This is a genomic window from Brachybacterium sp. JB7, assembly GCF_003335205.1.
GTDB lineage: Bacteria > Actinomycetota > Actinomycetes > Actinomycetales > Dermabacteraceae > Brachybacterium > Brachybacterium alimentarium.
Map to the genome: position 1 here is coordinate 100,225 of NZ_QPGN01000003.1, position 21,610 is coordinate 121,834.

Sequence of the window (21,610 nt, forward strand, 5' to 3'; positions counted from 1 at the left end):
TGCTTCATCACGAACGGATCTAGCGTCGATCCGGTGACCCCCGCTCTGCACGGCCTCCTCGCCGGCCTCTCCTTGATCATCGCCATCGGCTCCCAGAACGTGTTCGTGCTGCGTCAAGGAATCCGGCGCGACCACGTGTTGGCTGTAGTGACGGTGTGCATCGCCTCGGACGCCGTGCTGATCCTGGCCGGCGCCGGCGGCCTCGGTGCCCTGGTGCGGGCCGTGCCCGAGGTGGTCGTCGCTGCCCGCTGGGCCGGCGTCGTCTTCCTGCTCGGTTATGCGGTCCTCGCCGCGCGCCGGGCCCTGCGCGGCGGGGAGTCCCTGGAGGCCGACGAGGCGGGCCGAGGGAGCGGGCTGGGCCCCGTGGTCGCGACGGCGCTCGCACTCACCTGGTTGAATCCGCACGTCTACCTCGACACCGTGCTTCTGCTCGGCTCGATCGCTGCTACCCATGGGGCACAGGCGTGGCTGTTCGCTGTCGGTGCGGTGGCGGGCAGCATGATCTGGTTCTCGGCGCTGGGGTTCGGAGCGCGCGGGCTGGGGCGTGTGCTGTCCAGCGCGCGGTCGTGGCGGGTGGTCGACGGCGCGGTCGCGCTGACCATGCTGATCGTCGCGGGACTGCTCGCCGTCGGGTGAGACGGGCCGGCCATCTTCACCCCCTGACGTCACCCTCATGATCCACACCAGCTAGGGCATGTCTCTAAAATAGGTGGTTGAGCCACTGGATGATCGCGCGGAGGACGGCTCCGGCGCGGTAGGTCAGGCCGAGTTTGTCGTAGCGCGTGGCCAGGCCGCGCCATTGCTTCACGTCGCTGTAGCCACGCTCGATGACGTTGCGGCCGCGGTAGGCCTCGGCGTCCAGTCCGACAGGGCGACCGCCGCGTGACCCGCGGTTGCGGCGGTGTTGCTGCTGGTCGCGAGGTTCGGGAATGACTGCCTTGATGCCTCGACGCCGAAGTGTCTGGCGGGTAGCGCGGGAGGAGTAGGCCTTGTCGCCGCGCAGCATGTTCGGTCTCGTGCGTGGCCGCCCGGGTCCCTTGCGGGCGACGGAGAGGGCATCGAGCAGTGGGGCGAGCATCGGTGAGTCCCCGCCCTGCCCGGGCCCGCACAGGATCACCAGCGGCAGGCCGTGGCCGTCGACGAGCTGATGAATCTTCGTCGAGAGCCCGCCACGGGAACGACCCAGCGCGTGATCAGCCGGCTCGACGCGGAGATTCTTGTGGTTCCACAGCGCCCCCCGTGGTGCGCTCGAGGTTCGTGCCGTGCTGGTGAGCGCGGCAGATCGTGGAGTCGACCGCGACCGACCAGTCCAGCTCACCATCCGCGTCGGCACGGACCAGGAGCGCGTCGAGGACCTGGTCCCAGGTGCCGTCGGCGGCCCAGGCGCGGTGGCGCTTCCACACCGTCTGCCAGGGCCCGAAGTCGGCCGGGAGGTCCCGCCAGGCAATCCCGCACCGGTAGCGGTAGATGATTCCCTCGACCACCTGCCGATGATCCCTCCTCGGCCTTCCCGACCAGGGGCGCTGAGCGGGGAGCAAAGGCTGGATCGTCTCCCACTGGGCGTCGGACAACACGCTTCGTCGGCTCATCCACCCACCATCACACCCCGAACTCCCACAAACTTAGGAGACACGCCCTAGGAGCCGTCGGGCAGCCAGATCCAGCCCTCGTCAGCGGCGAGGTCCGCGAGCTCCGGAGGCGGCGGCATCGCAGTCCCGCGGTGGACGTCGCGGGCGACGAGCGCAGCGATCACTGCATCCAGCGCGTTGTCGTCGTCGGCGCACGCGTCCCGGTGGCCGTCCCACTGGAGCCACGGAAGCCGCACGGACAGTCGCTCGATGAGCGTCGACCGGGACGTCGCGTTCTTCGCGCCCTTGTAGGGGTGGCCCGCGAGCTGCCAGGCGGCGAGGGCCGCACCGGGACAGACCTCACAGGCCACTCCGCGTCCGTCAGGCGTGACGGGGACCCCCTGCTCCCTGAGGCGCGCGGCGATGGCCGCCCAGCGGATGGCCGGGTACGCGATCTTGTCCGCCGCGACGCTCAGGGGAGTCTTCCCCACCCGACGCCTCACCTCGAGGTCGGTCGCGCGGTAGAGCACCTCTCGCCTCCAGTCCGGGCCCGTGTCCGGTGGGGGAGCGAGGGCAGCCGTCCGATGCCCCTGGACCAGCTCGACGAAGGCCCGAGGCCAGCCGAAGGGAACGTCCACCCCGGCCTTTCGTGAGCCCATGATGGCCGAGACGATCGCGTCGTCGTCCACGCCGACCCGGACGTTCTCGATCACGATCTTCGTGCCGTCGTCGCGCAGCTGCGCGATGCCGGTGCGTTTCGGGTCGGCGGCGAGATCGACGCCGAGAAATGTGCTGCCGAGGACCATCGCGCCACGATAGCGGGGCACCGCGTCTGGCTCGATGCGTCCTCCCATCACCGACCTCGCCGATCAACGACGTCACCCACGCGATCGACGACGAAGAGAAGTGCCGCCGGCTGCAGCAGCTCGAGCGGCGCTGGGATCCCGGCCTCGGGCACGACGACGGATTCCCGGCCCCGGGCACGACGACGGAACAGGACGGCGATCTGGCCACGAGAGGCACCGCGGCGGCACCGAACACGCTCCTGGCCCTCCTGGCACTCGGTGCCGTGCTGCCCCGACGCTCGAAGGGTAGGCTCTCTCGACTCGAGAGACGTCGACTCGAGGACCCGAGGCGAAGGAGCTATCGCACATGCACGCACCGCAGAACCCGCGATCGTCAGGGGCCGTGGAGGCCTTCACCGAGATCATGGGGCGCAAGCACGTGCTCACCTCGGCGCGGGCCACGGCGCCGTACGCCACGGGCGACCGTTTCGGGACCGGTGAGGTGCTCGCCGTGCTGCGGCCGGGCTCCCTGGTGGACATGTGGCGCGCGCTGCAGGTGTGCGTCGACCATGACCTGATCGTCATCACCCAGGCCGCGAACACCGGGCTCACGGGCGGGTCCGGGCCCGGCGACCAGGACTACGACCGCGACATCGTCATCATCTCGACGCTGCGGATCGACCAGATCCATCTGCTGCACGACGCCCGTGAGGCGGTCTGCCTGGCCGGCGCCACCCTCTTCTCCCTCGAGGACGCCCTCGCCCCGCACGGGCGGGAGCCGCATTCGGTGATCGGCTCGACCTCGATCGGCGCAAGCGTGGTGGGCGGCATCGCGAACAACTCCGGCGGCACCCAGATCCGCAAGGGACCCGCCTATACCGAGCAGGCGATCTTCGCGCGGGTCGACGAGCACGGGCAGATCCAGCTGGTGAACCATCTGGGCATCGACCTGGGCTCCGACCCCACGCACATCCTGGACCGGCTGCAGCGTGGGCAGTGGGACGCCGCCGACGTCACCCCGCCGCCGCCCGACTCCACCGGCACCGCCTACGCCGAGCACGTGCGCCAGATCGCCGACTCCCCGGCGCGCTTCAACGCCGATCCGACGTTCCTCCATGAAGCCTCGGGCTGCGCCGGGAAGCTCATGGTGTTCGCGGTGCGCACCCGCACCTTCCCGCTCGAAGACGACAAGGCGACGTTCTACATCGGCACGGACCGCCCCGGGGATCTCGAGGCATTGCGGCGCACGTTCCTCGCGGCCGACGGTCCACTGCCGATCTCGGGCGAATACATGAGCTCGCACGCCTTCGATCTCGCGGTCGAGTACGGCAAGGACACCTACGTCTCCCTCAAGCACGCCGGCTCTCGTACTCTGGTGCGCATGTTCGCGCTGAAGAGCTGGGCGAACGGGGTGTTCGCGAAGCTGCCGGGCATGGGCCCGTCGGTCGCCGACGCGATCTCCCAGAAGCTCTTCTCCCTCGTGCCGGAGAAGATCCCACCGCGCCTCGTCGAGCATCGCGACCGCTACGCCCATCACCTGATGCTCGTGGTCAGCGGCAGCGAACGGGAGACGACCGCGCAGCTGCTCGAGGAGTTCTTCGCCGCGCCCGAGCACGAGGGCGCGTTCTTCGAGTGCGACGCCGAGGAGGCCGAGAGCGCCACGCTGATCCGTTTCGGCGTGGCCAGCGCCGCCAGCCGCTTCTTCGTCATGCACCGCGCAGAGGCCTCGGCCATGGTCACCTTCGACGTCGCCCTGCGTCGCGACGACGAGGACTGGCTCGAGGTGCTGCCCCCGCACATCGCCGACCAGCTCCTGGAGAGCGTCTACTTCGGGCACTTCTTCTGCCACGTGCTGCACCAGGACCACGTCGCGAAGAAGGGCGTGGACCCGGTGGCGCTGAAGAAGGAGATGACAGCGCTGCTCGAGAGCCGCGGCGCCGCCGTGCCCGCGGAGCACAACTACGGCCGCCTCTACCCGGCGCCCGACCCGATGATCGAGCACTTCCAGCAGCTGGACCCGCTGAACATGTTCAATGCGGGCGTGGGGGAGACGTCGCCGCGGAGGCGGTGGGCGTGAGGGCGCTGCCCTGCGTTCAGCCCGTCCCGTGCTCCTGCGCGAGCCACTGCGCGAAGGTCGTCGTCCCGATCTGGGCGCTGTCGGGGTCGCCGCGCAGCGCTCCGGACGCGATGCCGCGCCCGGGGGCGCCGGGGAACCGCACCTCGAGCACCCGCCGGGAGGTGCCGTCGTGCGCATGTATCCGGCGGATCATGTCGGCGAGGGTGTGTTCCTCGGGGCCGACGAGGTCGGGGGCGCGGCCGGCCGGATCCGTCTCGGTGACGTGGAGGAGGTGCTCGCCCACCTCGCGGGCGGCGACGGGCCGGGCCAGCAGCCGCGGGGCGATCGTGAGCGGGCCGAGGGAGGTGCGGGCGCTGATCTGCTCGGCGAACTCGTGGAACTGCGCCGCCCGGGCGATGGTGTGCGGGACGCCGGAGGCCTCGACGGTCCGCTCCTGGGCGAGCTTGCCGGCGTAGTACGACTCGTCGATCCCGTCGATGCCGACGATCGAGAGCACCACGTGGTGGGCCACGCCGTGGCGCGCCCCGGCCTCGAGCAGGTGCCGGCTCGTGGTGCGGAAGAAATGGACAGCCTTCCGGCGCGAGAGCAACGGGGTGTTCAGCGCATCGACGACCACGTCGACGCCCCGCAGCCGCTCCTCGAGCCCGGTGCCCGAGAACACGTCCACGCCCTCGCTGCGGGAGAGGACCACAACGTCATGCCCGCGTGACTGCGCGGCCCGGACCGCGTGCCGTCCGATGACTCCGGTGCCCCCGGCGATCGCGATCCTCATGGGTGTCCTCTCCTCGTGCCCAGCATCGTCGTCCTGCTGCGGCATGGGGTCAAGAGCGATGCCTCGCGCCCGCCGCGCGCCTCTTCATGGGAAGCTGGTGGCACTACGCCTCCACTCACTCCACAGGAAGCACCCCCATGAATTCTTTCCTCGGCCTCGGCATCGTCGGAGTGGTCCTGCTGCTCCTGGCTGCCGTACTGGTCATCGCACTGATCGCCTTCGTGGTGATCCGCCGCTGGATCAAGGTCGCACGCGCCGATGAAGCGCTGGTGATCTCCGGCAAGAGCCAGAAGAACGCAGACGGCAGCACCTCGGCGACCACCGTGGTGGTCAACGGCAAGGCGGTGGTCAACCCGATCACCCAGCGCCATGAGGTCATCTCGCTGCGCCAGCGACAGGTGAACATGCAGGCGGACGCCCAGACGGCGGACAACGTCACCGTCTCGGTGGACGCCGTCGCGCTGGTGAAGATCGGCTCCGACTCGGGCCTGGTGCGCCGGGCCGCGGAGCGGTTCGCCTCGCAGGACGAAGCCATCGAGTCCTTCACGCAGGATCAGCTCGAGGGCGTGCTGCGCGGGGTCATCGCCCAGCAGACGGTCATCTCCCTGATGCGCGATCGCAAGGTGTTCTCCGAGCAGATCGCGGAGACGGTGATCCCCGAGCTGCGCGAGCAGGGCCTCATCCTCGACTCGTTCCAGATCCGCGGCATCACCGACGGCGTGGGCTACATCCAGTCCCTCGGGGCCCCGGAGATCGAGGCGAAGCGCCAGGCGGCGGAGATCAGCCAGACCAACGCCGAGCGCGCCGTGGCCAAGGAGCGGATCCGCAACGAGGAGCAGAACCTCGTCGAGAAGCAGGCGCTGGATACGAACCGCGCCAACGCCCAGGCCGAGGTGGGCCGTGCCCGTGCGAAGGCCGAGCAGGCCGAGGCGCTCGCCGGCGAGAAGTCTCGCCAGGAAGTGCTCCAGCAGCAGGCGGAGAACAAGCAGGCGCAGCTGGATGCGGACGTCAAGCGCGTCGCCGACGCCGATCTGTACCGCCGCCAGAAGGACGCCGACGCCGCGGCCTACGATCAGCGCCGGCAGGCGGAGGCACGTGCGGAGGTCGCCGAGGCCGATGCCCGCGCCGTGAAGATGCGCGCCGAGGCCGATGCCGAGGCGGAGCGCCTGGCCGGCGAGGCCCGCGCCGATGCGATGCGCGCCGAGGCCGAAGCCCTCAAGGAGAACCAGGAAGCGCTGCTGGCGCAGCGCGTCGTGGATCAGCTGCCCACCCTCATGGAGACCTTCGCCAAGGGCTACGCCCAGATCGGCGACATCACCGTGATCAGCTCCGACGCCAACGACGGCGACGTCGCCGGCAAGCAGTTCGCCGGCGAGTCCGTCGGGGCGCTGCGGGGCGTCTTCGACTCGGTCGAGTCGACGCTCGGACTGAGCATCCGGGACCTCATCCAGGGCCGTGCCGTGGGGACGGCTCAGGGTGAGGCGCTCGGCGCGGCGCTGCGGGAGCAGGCCGCCGACGGCGCGGCGCCGAAGCGCTCCGCCGCGACGTCCGGCTCCGGCACCGCCGAGTCGGGACGCGCCACCACCCAGACGCGGGAGAGCACCGCGGGCGAGGGCGAGGCATCGCCGCAGGAGTGAGGCGCCCCCCGGCGCCCGCTCCCCGCTGAGCTCAGCTCACGATCCCCTGTCCGGCCATGCGCTCTCATCAGGAGAGACACGGCCGGGCAGGGGACCGCTGCTGTTGTGGGGCGGAGCCGCCGCCGTGCCACGACCGTCCCGGCCTAGATGTAGTTGGTCATGACGTTGTCGACGCCGGCGTGGAGGCGTGAGGCCGGGGGCTGATCGCCGCAGGCGGTGTGGGGCCGATGGTAGTCATAGTGATGGACCCAGATCGCGATGGCCTCTCGTCGCTCGTTCTCGGACTCGTAGGCGCGGGCGTAGAGGCACTCGTCGGCCAGGATCCGCTGGTACCGCTCGATCTTCCCGTTATGGCGGGGAGTGTAGATCCGCGTGCGCTGGTGGCGTCCGATGAACGCGCAGGTCGAGCGGTGGAACGCCGTGGCGGTGTAGTTCGCGCCGTTGTCGGTGACCAGGCGGGAGATCCTGGTGATGCCGTGGGCAGCGAAGAAGGCTCGGGCGCGGTGGAAGAAGGTGATGGTCGTGACGGCTTTCTCGTCCTCGAGCGCCTCGGTGTAGGCCAGGCGGGAGAACCCGTCCTCCATCGAGTGGAGGTAGGTGTAGCCGACCTTCTGCTTGTGGGCGCGTTTGCCGGCGAGGGCCTGTTCGCTGCCGCGGCCGTGGGCCCACCAGCCGCCGCCGTCGGGGATCTTCCCGACCTTCTTCACGTCCATGTGGACCATGTGGCCCGGGTAGCGGGCGATGATCTTCCCTGGTCGGCGAAGGTTCTCGCCGTCTGGGGTGATGTCGCGGATCCGATTCAGTCCGAGCCAGTCCAGCCAGCGCGACACCGTTCTCACGCAACAGCGGAAGCCGTGCCCGTCGGCGAGCTCGCGGGCGATACGGCGCGCGGACCACTTCTTCGTCCGTCGCCAGGACTCGATCAGCTCGAGCACCCAGATCGGGAGACGGGTAGGGCGGTTCGCTGGCGCGCTGGAGTGGTCCTGCAGGCCGAGCTCGCCGTGCTCGCGGAAGCGTCCGACCCATTTCGAGAGCGTGGTGCGGGCGATGTGGAACTCGGCGGCGACGTGCGCAATGGGGCGACCGACCTCGACGACCTGCGCGATAGCGCGCTGTCTTCCGACGACGGTCAATGGGGCATTACGGTGGTGCATGGAACGGGCCTCTTCCTGCGTGACGGCTGCTTTGACACCACCCATCGTGCCGGTCAGGGGCCCGTTCCTTCATCCCCGACCCGGTGTCCACAACGTCATGACCCGCAACAGCTAGACTTCTCGCCAGTGAAGGTGCCGGCGCAGAGGGCGCGGGCCAGGGGTCGGGGCCGATGCGGGCCGGGATGGAGTCACCACGATGAAGCACCTGCGGGGAGTGCGCCGAGCCGGAGTTCTGGCGCTGGCGGCGATGACACTGGCCGGCTGCAGCGCGGGAGGGGGCGCGGAACCGTCGGCGGACCCTGCAGAGGACGGGCAGGCGGCGGCCGCGGAGTCCGAGGGGCCGGCGGAGACCGACGGCAGCGCCGAGGAGGCCGAGGCGACAGCGGCCGCTCTCGAGTTCACGGAGGAGTCGGGCGTCGCGGCGATCGAGGCCGTGGTCCCCACCTCGCAGGTCTTGGGCTCGGAGGAGATCTACGCGTCGCTCGAGGAGTCCGTGACCCAGCTCGAGGGGATGGACTCCACCGATGCCTGCGCAGATCTGGTGGTGGAGTCCTACCGGTACCAGCTCGAGAACCGGCGTCCGCAGGTGCAGGGCGTCATCGCCGAGGAGGCTCTGCTCGAGCGCGGCGCCGTCGAGAGCCTCAGCGTCGCCACGGTAGGGGCCGCCGAGGACGTGGAGGAGGACGGCTCGCTGACGCGCGAGGAGTGCCTGGAGGACACGGACGAGCTGACGACGGAGGAGTCGACGCTCGGGGAGTGCGACGTCGTCGAGGAGCAGTACACCCGCAGCGAGCGCTTCGCACGGTGGACGGTCGTGATGACCTGCCAGGAGGTGCAGGTCATGTACAACCTGACGAAGGAGGGCGCGATGGAGAGCGAGTTCGAGGAGTGGAGCGAGGAGGCCACCTCGCGCGCGACGGAGATCTTCGAACAACTCGCGAGCTGAGTCCCTTTACCTCGCGGGCCCGATCTGTCAGGGTCGAGGTGCTTACGCGGTTTAGTGAGCATTTCAGTTTCTCGACGATGAGGAGTCCCCGCCATGGACCGACGACAGTTCACTCTCGCGACCGCAGCACTCGGCGCATCGGCCGTCGCCGGCGCCGCGATCCCCGCCGCGGCCGATAACCGCACCGCCCCCGCTGAGGAGCCGAGCGGGCCGCAGTACTTCGGCTACTACCGGGTCTGGAACGACACCTCCGCGAAGGACTCCGAGGGCCGCACCTCCATGGCGCAGATCCCGGCGGAGGTCGATCTCGTGTTCGCCTTCGCCGAGGTGACCGCGGAGGATGAGGGCGCGTTCCCCACGGTGCTGCGCAACGGGTACGTGCGCGCCTTGCACGCCAAGGGCACACGCGTGGTCGGGACCGTCTTCGTGGACAAGCTTCTGGACCCCGACTACCCGAACACCGACGAGGGGCATCGGCAGCTCGCCGAGCACCTGGTGGCGACCTACGTGACCGACCTCGGCCTGGACGGCCTGGACATCGACGTGGAGCGCGACTTCAGCGACGAGGAGCTGGAGCGGGCCCGCGGGGTCTTCACGCACCTCAGCGCGCAGCTGGGCCCGCGATCTGGCACCTCGCGCCTGCTCATCTACGACACCAACCAGGAGGGCGACACCGCGCTGTTCGCCCACGCGGCGGATCTCGTGGACTACGTGCTGGTGCAGTCCTACGGCCGATCCGTCGACGGCCTCCAGGCCACGTGGGAGACGTACCAGGAGCTCATCGACCCCTCGCAGTACTTCATCGGCTTCTCCTTCTACGAGGAGCGGGGCGCCACCTGGGGCGACGTGGACCAGCCGATCGAGAACAGCCGCGCCTACGCCTACGCGCAGTGGCAGCCCGACGGGGCGCGCAAGGGCGGGATCTTCTGCTACGCCCTGGACCGTGACGGCGTGGCCGAGGGCGACGACGAGATGCAGCCGACCACCTACTCCTGGTCGAAGACCCTGAAGGATGTGATGGCGCGGGAGGGCTGAACGGTTCAGTCCGCTGCCTCGCGGAATATCTCTTCGATCTCCTGCAGCTCGGGGCACCGCTGCCTGACCCGGCTGTACATCGACCCGGCCAGGCGCCCGATGTGCTCCCTCCCGTGGCCCGGCCCTCGATGCACCCCGAGCGATTCGGCCGCCGGATCGAAAAACGCCTCCTTGGGGTCGCGATGCGCGCGGATAGTGGCGAACGAGTCGGTGAGCACGGTCCTGCCGCATGCCGCGAGGCCCCATACCTCGACTTCCTGGTGCGCCGTTCGGCCATCGACATTCTGAGTCGCGCGAAGTCTCTGCGCGGCGTTCTGCACCGCGGTGAGGAGTCGGGCATCGTTGGCCGGGCTGCCGTCACGGTCGATGCAGTACAGGAACAGATCCGCCATCCCGTAGCGTCGCCGTACCTGGTCAAAAAATGCCGTTGTGAGCACGGTGTCTATCCCTCGGGGGTGGGGCTTGGACACCATCCTCACGGTGGCGCGAGGCTTCCCGACCCAGGCCAGCGCGGCTTTCAGCACCGGGGTGAGGATATACGAGTCGAGGCGATCGTCCTCGGGGATGACGATGACGTTGAAGCTCACTCGTCCTCCTCTCCCGCGGAGGTGGTCCCGGACAGCGCGGCGATGTCCTCGAACCAGCCGTCGCTCATGAGGTCGGAGAGATCGTCCTGATCGATGACCTCGGTCATGCTGCGTTCCTGCTTCACGTCCCATGCGGTGCTGATCCCGCTCTCGGTACGAGCGATGAGGATAGGACGCGCATCGTCAGCGTGGTACCCGTGTTCGAGCAGCTGGGGTGAATGAGAGGTGGCGATTACCTGCGCGGCGCTCGCGCGCACGCTCGTCTCGATGAGATCGAGCAGGAGGTCGACCCTGTGGGGGTGGATCCCGTTCTCCAGCTCCTCGAAGAACAGCACGCGCGGGGTGGCTTCGTGGAGCATCGCGGCGACCATCGCGAGGAAGCGTACGGTGCCGTCCGAGGCCGAGGTGAGTGGTGTCTCGTGGCCATTGCCCTCGATGAGCACAGCAAGTGTGTTGCCGTTCAGATCGTCCTCGAAGCGGAGGTCGACCGCGTCCATCGGGGTGAGTGCGCGGATCCAGGAGGTGAGCACTTCTCGGGCGCTCTCGGTCTCCGAGAGGGCCGCGAGCACCGACGAGAGGTTGTCACCGCGATCCCCCAATGTGGTGATTCCGCGCTGGCTGCTGCGACGTGCTGCATCGGGGTCGAGGTCGAGGAACCGCATCGCTCCGAGGAACTGCTGTGCCCGACGGGCTGCCTCCCTGTTCTGCTCTGAGGTCGCTCCCGGTTCGAGCATCTGTGTGAGCAGCGGCCGGTCGGTGAGGAAGGTCTGCTCCGGTGGGCGGCCGCTGGGGGAGCGCATTCGCACCTTGATTGTGCGGTGGGCGGAGCCTGGGCCGAGGCCGTCACCGTCGGGATGAGTGTCGAACACGTATTTGCCGCGTTCCTCGAGTGCTTCGCCGACAACCTCCGGCGTGTTCCCAGCAACTGCGAGGGTGAGCCGGTACCGCATCGCAGTCGGCTTCGAAGTCTCCGTCGTGCCCGGCACGGTGAAGTCTGCCTCGATCTGGAACGCATGGTCCTCGACGCCGTAGCGGACTGCCTGCCGCGCCCCTCCGCGCACGCCGGTCCATACGCGGACGCCGCCCTCGGCCCACTTCTCGCCCAGGATCTCGGCCACCGAATAGCCACGCCCCACGCCGTGGAGGATCCGGAGCGCATCCCGCACATTCGACTTCCCGCTCGCGTTGGAGCCAATCAGTAGCGTGAACGCATCCAGCGAGAAGGTCGTGTCCTTGAAACTCTTGAAATCCATCAGGCGGAGGCGGGTGAACATGGGCGTCCCTCTTGAATCTCGTCGACGCGTGGCAGCGGGGCCGGGTATAGGGAGTGTAGACGGCCACGATGCCGCAACGGGATGCTCACTCGTCCGAGCGGGAGAACCGGTTCGTCATCCGGTTGCTGGCCGTGAACAGCACCGAGCCCAGCAGCGCGTCGGTCGCCTCGCGGATCTGCTCGGCGATGGCGGTGTTCGCCGCGGCCAGCAGCGCCGGGACCTCCTCGGCGCTGCCGGCCCCGGCGGCGGCCTCGTCGGCCGCGCGGACGGCGGCGTGCCCGAGGGCGAGGGTTCTCTGCTGGTAGCGCTCGATGTCGGGGAGGGTCTCGGCGTGGTGCGCGTCGGCCAGTGCGGCGATGAGCCGTGAGGTCCAGTAGAAGCTGTCGGTGCTCACCGCCTCGCCGGTGGTGGCGAGGTAGGTCGGGGCCTCCTCGACGTTCGTGAACATCGGGATCAGCGTGTTGAACGGGTTCGAGGCGAAGCACACCCACTGCAGGGCGCGGTGCGTCTCGGGCAGGTGCGGGCGGATCTGCAGGATCGCGAGCGCGTTGTGGCGGTTGATGCCGATGGGGCGGAAGGCGCGGCGCTCGGCCTCGGTGCCACGGGACGAGTACGGGTCGAACACGGTGCCCTGGTAGTGGGAGCTGAGCACGTCCTTGACGTCCTCGACGGTGAGCAGGCGTTCTGGGCGACGGCTCCACGGCAGGTCATCGGAGTCCGGGCTCACGCCGGGGTGCCCGCCGTCCCAGTCCTCGCTGGTGGGGTTCAGGGTGCGCTGCATGAACCAGGCACGAGGCGTGTTGTAGACGTGGTCGTGCTCCGAGTGGGAGCCGAACGCCTCGCGGGGGTTGAAGCGTGAGGCGTCCTCGTCGGCACTGTCGCGGAGGGTGAGGTCCAGGTGGTGCTCGCGCACGAACTCTCGCAGATCGGGGCTCGCGAGGTGGTCGCGGCCGGGCCCTTCGGCGTCGCCTACGTCGAAGGAGTCGATGCCCAGCTGGTTCGGCATCGTCACGTAGTGATCCTCCGGCACGCGCCGCGCGATCCAGTGATGCCCGCCCACGGTCTCCAGCCACCAGATGTCCTCGGCATCGGAGAAGGCGATCCCGTTCATCTCGTAGGTGCCGTGCTCGGCCAGCAGCGCACCGAGGCGCTCCACGCCCTCGCGGGCGCTGCGGATATGGGGGAGGACCAGGGTCACGAAGTCCTCCTCGCCGAACCCGCCGGGCTGGTCGCCGTGGCGCTCGACCAGCGGATCCGCGCCGAGCACCCGAGGGTTGGAGGTGATCGTCTCGGTCGCGCTCATCGCGACGTCCGCCGCGTTGATCCCGGCGCAGCCCCAGATCCCCTCGTGCGGCAGGGCGTTCGGGATCGCGGTGTACCGCAGCGGCTCCTCCGGCAGGGCGATCGTGCGCCGCCCGATCACGCTGGTGTAGGTGCGCGGCTGGTTCTCCGGCTGCACCACCACGACCCGCTTGGGATCGAAGGTGCCGTTCGAGGAGTCCTCGGTGCGGGCGACCAGGGGCGAACCGTCGGCGCTGGCATGGCGGCCGACGAGGAGGGTGGTGCAGGGCATGGGGTGGTCACCTCAGGCGGGTTGGGTGGAGTGCGGGGTCGCGGGGTCGCGGTGGGTTCCACGGTAGACCTCAGTAGGGTGTGAGCGGGAGCTTGGCACGTGTCATGCGGTGGGCCGCTCCTCCCACGACTGGTCCAGAGGGCTCCAGATGCCGGTGGTCCGCTGCCCTGACAGCACCTCGTTGAGGCACACCCCACCGGTGCGTAGGGACGCGTCCAGGCTGTAGAGCTCGGGCGGGAACTCCGCGAAGTCCTGCGCAGCTTTCGGGAACTCCGTCTCCCAGGTCGGGTGGGGGCTCTGCAGGGCAGTGGGCAGAGGCTTCATGCGTCGGCGCTGCTGCTCATGGGCCAGCATCTCGCTGAGGCGACCAGCATCTACCTGGACGTCCTGGACGATCCGGACGAGGTCAGCGAGGTCGCGGTACCGTGTCGACGGCTGCCCTTCTCGGTGGATTTCGTACATCGCGCAGACCTTGTCCGCGAAGTGATTCTCGATCGGCACTACGGGGACGGCAGGCAGGCCCCGGATACTTTCGTGGTCGATGATCGGCTCCGGCACGATGTATTCGACCGGTCCGTTGACGTGGCGGCGTGTCGACAGATCGATCGTGAAGGCTTCGAAGTCATCGCCAGCGAGGACGACGCGCAGGTACGCCTTCGCGGACTTCGTCCCGTACCCGTACTGGTCGCGATGATCGTGCGGCTCGACGCGATCGACCTCCAGGGTGAATCCGTCGCCGACGTCGCGCCCGACGATGTCCCGAAGCTCCACCAGCAGCTCGTCCCCGCCGGCCCAGCCGTCGGCCCGAGCCATATCGACATCCTTCGTGAATCGACCGCCTCCCGTGCGCAGCAGCAAGGCATTTCCTCCGAGCACCATCCATTGATCACCGTCCACGCTAAAGAATCTGCGGTAGAGCAGTGCGAACGCGAACTGCTTGCGGATCGGGTCCGAGGCGACTCCGCGCTCACGAGCCTTCGCGTTCAGCTTCGCCTTCAGGGACATCCTCAGTCCAGCTGGCGTCTGCGGCCTGGATTGCTTCGTCGCCATCGCTCACTTTCTTTCGTTCCGAGGCCTGGACATCCATGCCCTGGCCACCCGAAGGGTTCGTGGCCCATGGGGAGCCTAGGCGCATCGACTTGTTCAGGTCGCGGAGGGTCGAGGAGCGGAGAGCATCCAGAGCGGGCATCCGGAATGATTCGAGCACATTCGACGTGGTGGCTCTCCATCGTGTAGCCGTGTGCTGAGCGGGAAGGCTCCGGATAGCGTCGAGGGCCGGTGGGTCGGCAAGTCCCCATAGGGTGCTCGCACGATCAGCGGTGAGGGTCTTCCACTGGTCCGCGAACATGTCGCCGAAGGTCTTCTCCATCAGCTCGCGGACCGCATCGCCCCCGAGGGTCCGCATGAGAGATTCGCGCGCAGACGCGAGATTCTCCGCGACTGGCGGGAGCCCAGCGCGCTCAAGGCACGCCTCGACCAGAACGTCGCCGTCCTCGAACCCGTGGCGTGCCGCCGCCCTGTCGAGGCGGCGTGCCAGATCGCGTGGCCGGACCTGCGGCGACGAGAGCGCGTCTCGCACGACGTAGGCGAGATGGTCAAGGTCGACGCCGCCGTCGGCGATGTCGCCAACGGTTCGCGGGATCGAGGTCACAGGGAGGCCACTGATGATGGCGACGTCGTCGTCGGGCAGATCACCGCGGTGGATACGCACGTCGGGCTGACTGGTGCGCCGCCTGATCGTCGAGGTGAACTCGTGGTGGGGGGCCACGAGATCGCCGAGACCATGGACTCGAGCGGCTGAGACATGAGAGACGGCGACGTCGGGCTGGCCAAGGCGCTGCTCTGCAATCTCTGTGGGATCAGTGCTCAGCCATGCGGCGTGAAGGTCCTGAAGCGACTCGTCCCCGGCGGTGGGAAGTGCGTAGACGCCTCGGCGGGCCTGGTAGATGAGCTCGCGCTCTCGGAGCCTCCCGAGAGCGACACGGGAGATTCCGTACTGCTCTGCCTGGCTGGTGGTCACGAGTCCTCGCTGACTGGAGCCCAGCTCCTGTAGCGTCGCTAGCGCATCGACTGACCTCATCGCACACCTTCCTGGCTCAAATGTTACATCTGAGTGTTACATCTTTGCCATCAATGTGCCAGGGGGTGCCCCGAAAGTAACAGAGGTCGCGGCGTCAGGGCAGACTGTGCAACTCAGAACTCGGTCACCGACGCAGCGGACTCGCCGTCGGCGACGGGGCCTTGGTGCCCGAAGATGTGTTCGTCGAGGGGCACGATGACGTCAACTGGGCAGAGCTGACCACGTCGCCCCTCACTCCGACTGCAGCACGTCCCGCTCCTGCAGCAGCTTCGCACGCATGGAGCCCAGCAGCAGCCCGGGATCGGCGAGCGCGATGCCGGCGAAGCGATGGGGGAGCGCGGCCGCCTGCGCCAGCGTGCGAGCGCGCTGGCTCGGGGCGCTGCGCAGGTCGAAGGCTGCCCGCAGGTCCTTCTCGTGCAGGGGCGCCGGCGCATACCCCATGAGGTCGTTGCCGCGGGCGATGATCGAGACGACCGCCGCAGCGGTGTTGCGGGTGCTCGCCTTCCGTCGCAGCACCGCATCATCGAGCTGGGCGACGCGCACCAGCAGGCGCCGGCAGGCGGTGAGGAGCTCGTTGAGATCGGCGGATCCGGGGTGGTGCTCGAGAAGCGCGGACGCCCCCTCGATCAGGTGCGCGTCGATCTCGGCGGCGAGGTCCCGCAGCTCCTCGGGGAACTGCTCGAGAGCGAGCTCCTCTGCAGGCAGCGGCGTGGTGTTCAGCGTCGCGAGCGCCTCGACCCCGCCCGCCCGCAGAGCGAGATCCGCCAGGCGCAGCGCGCTGGGGTCCTCGAGCTCGAGCGCGAGGTCGACCTGCTCCTCGAGTCGGCGAGCGCGCATTCGCGGATCGGCGTGACGCGCCGGGAACTGCTCGAGCACCGGAGCGATCGCGCTCAGGGTGCGCGCACGCACGGACGGATCCTCGTCGGTCCGCTCGAGGGACCAGGCGATCAGCGCCGGGAGGGCGGACGGGATCAACGTGACCGCGTCCTCGGAGAGGAGCGGGCTCGTGGGCAGCACGTCGGTGACGATCCACTCGGTGAGCTCCGGATCCCAACCCAGCGGATCGCCGAAGCCCGCGTCGAGCAGGATCATCAGGTACGCGACCAGATCATCCAGCGCCTTGCCGTGTGCGAGGCCCACGGCGTGCTCGGAGGCGGTGAACTCCTCGATCAGGTCGGTGCCGTCCTCGAGGAGCCACGGCGGGCGCTCGGGGACGGGGCGAGCGGCATCGCGGGAGACGCCGGCACCGAGGCCGTCCTGGTCGTACCCCGTCCCTCCCTCCGGCATGAGGGTGACGACGAACTCGACGAAGGGTCGCAGCATCGGCCACTGTTCCCAGTCACGAGACTGCTCCACATCCGCCGCAGTGGACGCGAGGGCCTGGTGGAAGCGGGCGCGCGCGTCCGCCGGGTCAACGATCTCGAGGACCTCGTCCAGCGACGTCCCGTCGTTGGCCATGATCTCCCGGTACTTGTCGGTGACCTGCTCCATCGGCTCGCCGATCACGAAGGCGTCCTTCACGTACGGTGCGGGGCTCCACGGGATGTAGGCGATGAGCACGGCCCGCACGCCGCGGGGAAGGGCCAGCTCCACCATCAGGTTCTCCCCGGCACCGTCGGAGAAGGCGACTCCCTCGGTGACGGAGGCCTGCGCGAGCCCGGAGACCTGCGGCGGCATCGGCTGGCGGCGGGCGGTGACTCCCACCCGCGCCCGGGAGCGGAGCTCCGCATCGGGACACATCGCCGCGACCATGTGCAGCAGTGCGGTGGTCTCGGCGACGTTGATCTCGAGGAAGGTGTCCAGCAGGTCCACCCCTTCCGGCAGCTCCTCGGAATGGTGCTGCAGGTCCGCGATCTCCGTGACCAGCGGTGCTGCGGCGACCCAGAACGCGGTGGGATCGTCGGAGCGCAGCGCCGGGCGGAGCACCTGGATCAGGGGGTTCTCCGCCGCCGGTTCGGCGGGAGTGGTCGCGGGCCGCGCAGGGTGCGCGGTGCGACGGTGCGGGTGCTGGCGGGCGGCGCCCTGCCCGAGCGGGTTGCGGTTGCGAGGGCGTGGACTCATGGGGCCATTCCATCAGGTGCGGGCCGACAGGGCGAGAAGGTGACGGTGAGGCGCGAGAACGGGAGAGCCCGGCCTCGCGCCGGCTACCTCGCACCCGGGCCGCCGACTCTCTGCCCCGGCGGGCGTCCGAGCACGGCCACGAGGTGGGCGCCTTCGACCGGCTCAGTCCCCGTAGCGCATCTCGACCCGGCGATTGGCCGCGTAGGAGGACGGGTCGTCGGGGTCCTCGGTCGCGGCCAACTGCTGGCTGCCGTGTCCGGTCACCTCGAGGGTGAGGTCGGGGCGCTGCGCGGTGAGCGCGTCGGCGACAGCCTGGGCGCGGTGCTCGGAGAGCTCCTGGTTGTCGAAGTCGTACAGTGCCTGGTTCACGGGGCGGGAGTCGGTATGCCCTCCCACCTGGACACTCGCCCCCTCGGGGATCTCGGCGGCGAGCTCGGCGATGCGGGCGGTGGCGCTTCCCGGCAGGTCCCAGGTGTTGGAGGCGAACAGGATATCGGCCTCGAGCACGATCACCTGGTCGTCGGCCGGTTCGGTGCTGCCCAGCGAGGTGATCGAGCTGGGCGCGACGTAAGTGGTGATCGAGTCGTCCAGGACCGTCTGGGTGATCTCGAAGGGCTGCTCGGGCGGCCCCTCCGCCTCACCATCAGCGAGTGCCGGTGGACTGGCGATCGCCAGGACCAGCAGCGCCGCCGCGCATGCGGCGAGGCGGCCCACGGGATGTCGGTCGAGCGCGATGCGCAGGTCGGGCCTCCGGGCGGGGGAGCGGCGCGTCGTGGTGTCGGTCATCGTCATCCCTCCCCGTCCTCGGCGCCGGGCTCACCCGTCGCATCGCTCGGGCCCTGCTCGATCGGGACGTCCTCGAACTCGGGGCCGGCCGGTATGCCGACGTTGACGGTGTCGATCTCGTCCACGGGTGCGGCGTAGTTCGCCCAGTACGCCTGGGTGTCGCCGGAGGCGAGCTCGTGCACGGCCTGCTTGCTGTTCCAGACCCCCTCGGTATCCCAGCTGCCATTGGTGCGCAGGATGTCGTAGCGCTTGAGGTTGACGCGGTCGAAGAGCGCCGGCCCCACGTTGCTGTGGTTCTCCCCGTGCAGCTCCCAGAGCGTGAACGCTCCGGGCTCGGTGAACTCCGGGGTGAAGGTGAGCAGCAGCTCCATGGTGTCGCCGCGCACGCGCAGATGGTGCAGGCCGACGGTCATCGTCCCGTCGATGTCGCCGCTCGGCAGGGTGTAGCTGATCGTATCGACCGCGTCGGCCGGATCGATCACGGCGGCGGGCTCGGCCTCGTCGGCCTCCTGCGAGGGATGCTCCTGCCCGCCGCCGTCTGAGGCATCGGATCCGTCGGCCTGCTCGTCGGCGGTGGGCTCGTCGGCGGAATCCTCGAACTCAGCCTCGCCGCCGCCGCCGGAGCAGGCCGTCATCGACAGCCCGGCCAGCGAGGTGAGGGCCAGCACGGCCTGGCGCCGCGTGGGCCGGAGAGTGCGGCGGTCTGTCATGGTCATGCTCCTTCGGTCGGGCGCCGGCTGCGCGGACGCCATCGATGTGGTCTCACGGTGTATGTCGTCGCGGAGGGCGGTTCGGTTGCATCGGATCCCGAGAAAGTTCTCAGCCGCCGCGAGGTCACTCGAGAACCCGCACCGTGCGCCGTGCCTCCAGCTCCTGCCCGTCGGGGGCGCGGGCGCGCAGCACCACCTCCGCGGTGCCGGGCCCGGAGGCGGTGAGGACCGTCTGCTCGGCATCGACGAGGTGGGAGCCGGTGGGCAGGGACCACACCCAGGAGTCGGCACCCTCCACCTCGGCAGTGAACACCGCCTCCTCACCGACTCTCACCTCGTCCGGACCCTCGATCGCCAGCGAGACACCGCCCGCTGCCGACGGCACGGCGCCGCGGAGGTCCAGCAGGCTGCCGAGCCCCAGCCCGGTGACCAGGGCGAGCACCAGCAGCGCTCCGAGGACGGCGCGACGGCGCAGGCGGTATCCGACGCCGGCGCTGGCCGAGAGCGACGAGGCGGACGACGGCTCGGGGCCGACCGGCGAGGCGGCCGACGGCTCGTGCGCGGCCGGTGCAGTCTCGAGGGCCAGGGCCTCCTCGACCTCGCCGAGCCATGTCGTCGCGTCGGCCTGGCGGGCGCCGGGATCCTCCTGCAGTCCGCGCTCGAGCGTCCGGTGCAGCGCCGCGGGCAGGTCGGCATCCTGGACGAGCCAGCGCAGCACGGAGGACATCGCCCAGATGTCGGCGCGGATGTCGACCACAGCGGGCCGGGACTGCTCGGGTGGACGGAACCCGTCGGTGCCGGCGGCGACGGTGAGGCCGGAGCTGACGGCGAGGTCCTTGCACATCCCGAGATCGGCGACCAGCAGGCGCTCGTCGGCGCCGAGCACCGACGCCGGCGGAGTGACGGCATCGCCCTGAGTCACACCGGCGACTCCGCCGGTGCTGGTCAAGAGCAGGTTCCCGGGGCTCAGATCGCGGTGGACCAGCCGGGCCCGATGCACCGCCCCCACCGCGGCCGCCAGCGGCCGGGCAAGAGCCAGCGCATCCTCTCGGGTGGCGCGCCAGCCCTCGGCCCGCAAATTCTCGACGCGCTGACGCAGGGTGCCGCGGTCGGCGATCTCGAGCACCAGGTACGGCTGCTGCCGGGAGGTCTGGCCGATGTCGTGGACCGTGACCAGGTGCGGGCCGCCGACGCGGCGCAGGGTGCGGCCCTCGGCGATGAAGCGCTCCCGGATCTCGGGGTTCAGGCTGTGGTTCTCAGCCAGGACCTTGACGGCCACGGAGGCGTCGAGTCGCTCGTCGTGTGCGCGGTGCACCGTGGCGAAGGAGCCGACACCGAGCACCTCGTGCAGCCGGTAGTGGCCCAGCAGCTCTGCCATCAGAGCTTCTCGGGAGCGGGCTGGTCCGCGCCCAGCCGGCCGGCGAGCATCGCGCGGCCCCGGCTGACCTGTGACTTCACGGTTCCTTCGGCGCGGCCCAGCCGTGCGGCGATCGCCGCATAGGGCAGCTGCTCGAGGTCACGCAGCTCGACCGGCGCCCGGTAGCGGTCCGGCAGACCGGCCAGCACCTGCTGCACGCTGACCCGGTCCGCGATCAGCGAGCTCATCCGTGCCGCAGGGCGGTGCTGCTCCTCGAGCTCCACGGTGCGTCGCTGACGGCGCAGATGGTCCGCCACCCGTCGGCGCACGATGCTGTGTACCCAGGTGGTCACCTTCGACCGGCCGTCATAGCTGTGGATCGACTGCGCGATCGAGATCAGGGAATCCTGGGCGACATCATCCACGGCGGGGGGATCCAGCAGTGCGGCGCCGGCGAAACGGCGCACCACTCCGGTCGCATCGAGGGTCTCGACGAACAGCTCGAGTGCTTCGGGGAGCGTGACAGAGAGCTGCGCGAGCGCGGCCAGCACCTCGTCCTGCGCGCCCGCGCCGAGGAGAGCGTCGGCGGTGCGGCGGGCGGCGTCGATCCGGCCCGTCGTCAGGTATCGCTCCAGCTCATCGCATGCTCGTGCCGCCGCCTCGGCCGGCGACCCCCGTTCCGTCCCCATGTGCGCGAGCCTATCGTGCGGGTCGTGGCGGCCGGTGCCGGACGTCGCAGGCTGGACTGTGCCGATCTCGAGCCCGGGGGCGGCACTCCGCTGAGGGCGAGGTCAGGGTGCCCCATCACGCAGGGACCCCACAGGCTCACCCCCGGTCCAGCGCCCGCGCTCACGGAGGTCGATGGCATCTCGCTGCTCGATGCGCTGAGCGATGAGAATCAGGAGCTCCCTGAGCGCAGCGTCATCTGGACCTACCAGGGGCAGTACGCGGTGCGCCAAGGGCGATACAAGCTCGTCGAGGATGCCCGGGAGGGCATGGATCCGCCGGCCACCGTGGAGCGGGCGCTGTACGACCTCGAGGCGGACCCGCAAGAGAGTGTCGACATCTCAGCCCAGGCGCCGGAGGTCGTCCTCGCCCTGGAGCAGGAGCTCACGGACTATCGCCAGGCCGCGACGCGCTGGGAGCACGAACACGAGCTGGAACCGAGCTGAAGCTGGAACCGGGCTGACAGCGGCACCGGGCAGTTG

At 69.6% G+C, this 21,610-nt stretch carries 20 protein-coding genes; 6 read left to right on the plus strand and 14 right to left on the minus strand.

Annotation, left to right across the window (positions count from 1 at the left end; genetic code table 11):
* Nucleotides 1-33 precede the first annotated feature (33 nt).
* Complete coding sequence (locus tag CIK81_RS05000; protein WP_241963979.1) at nt 34-636, plus strand: LysE/ArgO family amino acid transporter; 603 nt, start codon at nt 34-36, stop codon at nt 634-636.
* 64 nt (nt 637-700) lie between these two features.
* On the opposite strand, the gene CIK81_RS05005 is transcribed toward CIK81_RS05000, so the two are convergent.
* Together CIK81_RS05005 and CIK81_RS05010 are read right to left on the minus strand one after the other, a co-directional pair.
* A protein-coding gene (locus tag CIK81_RS05005; RefSeq protein ID WP_241963980.1) for an IS5 family transposase occupies nt 701-1,589 on the minus strand; the annotation gives its coding sequence in 2 pieces (ribosomal slippage) (nt 701-1,225 and nt 1,227-1,589; 888 coding nt in all).
* 47 nt (nt 1,590-1,636) lie between these two features.
* The gene (locus CIK81_RS05010) at nt 1,637-2,374 is read right to left on the minus strand and encodes a DUF429 domain-containing protein (protein WP_114355542.1); all 738 of its coding nucleotides are present in this window, start codon (nt 2,372-2,374) and stop codon (nt 1,637-1,639) included.
* Between the two features lie 346 nt (nt 2,375-2,720).
* Here CIK81_RS05010 and dld point away from each other — a divergent pair, with 346 nt between their 5' ends.
* Nucleotides 2,721-4,430, plus strand: coding sequence for a D-lactate dehydrogenase (gene dld, locus CIK81_RS05015; protein ID WP_114355468.1), 1,710 nt, complete (start codon nt 2,721-2,723; stop codon nt 4,428-4,430).
* Between the two features lie 16 nt (nt 4,431-4,446).
* On the opposite strand, the gene CIK81_RS05020 is transcribed toward dld, so the two are convergent.
* The gene (locus tag CIK81_RS05020; protein ID WP_114355469.1) at nt 4,447-5,202 is read right to left on the minus strand and encodes an SDR family oxidoreductase; all 756 of its coding nucleotides are present in this window, start codon (nt 5,200-5,202) and stop codon (nt 4,447-4,449) included.
* A gap of 137 nt (nt 5,203-5,339) precedes the next feature.
* Here CIK81_RS05020 and CIK81_RS05025 point away from each other — a divergent pair, with 137 nt between their 5' ends.
* Nucleotides 5,340-6,839, plus strand: coding sequence for an SPFH domain-containing protein (locus CIK81_RS05025; protein WP_096166888.1), 1,500 nt, complete (start codon nt 5,340-5,342; stop codon nt 6,837-6,839).
* 143 nt (nt 6,840-6,982) lie between these two features.
* On the opposite strand, the gene CIK81_RS05030 is transcribed toward CIK81_RS05025, so the two are convergent.
* Nucleotides 6,983-7,993 (minus strand): IS481 family transposase, encoded by a 1,011-nt coding sequence (locus CIK81_RS05030; protein ID WP_114355470.1) that lies wholly within the window; start codon nt 7,991-7,993, stop codon nt 6,983-6,985.
* 196 nt (nt 7,994-8,189) lie between these two features.
* Here CIK81_RS05030 and CIK81_RS05035 point away from each other — a divergent pair, with 196 nt between their 5' ends.
* Both CIK81_RS05035 and CIK81_RS05040 read left to right on the plus strand, forming a co-directional pair.
* Complete coding sequence (locus CIK81_RS05035) at nt 8,190-8,939, plus strand: hypothetical protein (protein WP_096164495.1); 750 nt, start codon at nt 8,190-8,192, stop codon at nt 8,937-8,939.
* 93 nt (nt 8,940-9,032) lie between these two features.
* Complete coding sequence (locus CIK81_RS05040; RefSeq protein WP_096164496.1) at nt 9,033-9,974, plus strand: endo-beta-N-acetylglucosaminidase; 942 nt, start codon at nt 9,033-9,035, stop codon at nt 9,972-9,974.
* 5 nt (nt 9,975-9,979) lie between these two features.
* Here the strand turns inward: CIK81_RS05040 and CIK81_RS05045 are convergent, their stop codons facing one another.
* The 10 genes from CIK81_RS05045 to CIK81_RS05090 form a co-directional block, all read right to left on the minus strand.
* Nucleotides 9,980-10,561: a hypothetical protein gene (locus tag CIK81_RS05045; RefSeq protein WP_096164497.1), complete on the minus strand. Its 582-nt coding sequence runs from the start codon at nt 10,559-10,561 to the stop codon at nt 9,980-9,982.
* Nucleotides 10,558-11,835 (minus strand): AAA family ATPase, encoded by a 1,278-nt coding sequence (locus CIK81_RS05050; RefSeq protein WP_096164498.1) that lies wholly within the window; start codon nt 11,833-11,835, stop codon nt 10,558-10,560. The genes CIK81_RS05045 and CIK81_RS05050 overlap by 4 nt, the downstream gene beginning before the upstream one ends.
* An 85-nt stretch (nt 11,836-11,920) precedes the next feature.
* Nucleotides 11,921-13,408, minus strand: coding sequence for a C69 family dipeptidase (locus tag CIK81_RS05055; protein ID WP_096164499.1), 1,488 nt, complete (start codon nt 13,406-13,408; stop codon nt 11,921-11,923).
* A gap of 102 nt (nt 13,409-13,510) precedes the next feature.
* Nucleotides 13,511-14,413, minus strand: coding sequence for a nucleotidyl transferase AbiEii/AbiGii toxin family protein (locus tag CIK81_RS05060; protein WP_158541924.1), 903 nt, complete (start codon nt 14,411-14,413; stop codon nt 13,511-13,513).
* Complete coding sequence (locus tag CIK81_RS05065) at nt 14,376-15,488, minus strand: type IV toxin-antitoxin system AbiEi family antitoxin domain-containing protein (RefSeq protein ID WP_096164501.1); 1,113 nt, start codon at nt 15,486-15,488, stop codon at nt 14,376-14,378. The genes CIK81_RS05060 and CIK81_RS05065 overlap by 38 nt, the downstream gene beginning before the upstream one ends.
* A gap of 231 nt (nt 15,489-15,719) precedes the next feature.
* The gene (locus tag CIK81_RS05070) at nt 15,720-17,549 is read right to left on the minus strand and encodes a hypothetical protein (RefSeq protein WP_096164502.1); all 1,830 of its coding nucleotides are present in this window, start codon (nt 17,547-17,549) and stop codon (nt 15,720-15,722) included.
* 162 nt (nt 17,550-17,711) lie between these two features.
* Nucleotides 17,712-18,341: an OmpA family protein gene (locus tag CIK81_RS05075; RefSeq protein ID WP_096164503.1), complete on the minus strand. Its 630-nt coding sequence runs from the start codon at nt 18,339-18,341 to the stop codon at nt 17,712-17,714.
* On the minus strand, nt 18,338-19,051 hold the full coding sequence (locus tag CIK81_RS05080; RefSeq protein ID WP_141393698.1) for a hypothetical protein: 714 nt from the start codon (nt 19,049-19,051) through the stop codon (nt 18,338-18,340). The genes CIK81_RS05075 and CIK81_RS05080 overlap by 4 nt, the downstream gene beginning before the upstream one ends.
* Nucleotides 19,052-19,169: 118 nt before the next feature.
* The gene (locus tag CIK81_RS05085; protein ID WP_096164505.1) at nt 19,170-20,423 is read right to left on the minus strand and encodes a serine/threonine-protein kinase; all 1,254 of its coding nucleotides are present in this window, start codon (nt 20,421-20,423) and stop codon (nt 19,170-19,172) included.
* Nucleotides 20,423-21,091 carry an RNA polymerase sigma factor gene (locus CIK81_RS05090; RefSeq protein WP_096164506.1) on the minus strand — a complete coding sequence of 223 codons (669 nt, stop codon included), beginning with the start codon at nt 21,089-21,091 and terminating at the stop codon, nt 20,423-20,425. Before CIK81_RS05090 ends, CIK81_RS05085 begins: the two co-directional genes overlap by 1 nt.
* Here CIK81_RS05090 and CIK81_RS05095 point away from each other — a divergent pair, their 5' ends adjacent.
* The gene (locus tag CIK81_RS05095) at nt 21,092-21,574 is read left to right on the plus strand and encodes a hypothetical protein (RefSeq protein ID WP_114355471.1); all 483 of its coding nucleotides are present in this window, start codon (nt 21,092-21,094) and stop codon (nt 21,572-21,574) included.
* Nucleotides 21,575-21,610 lie beyond the last annotated feature (36 nt).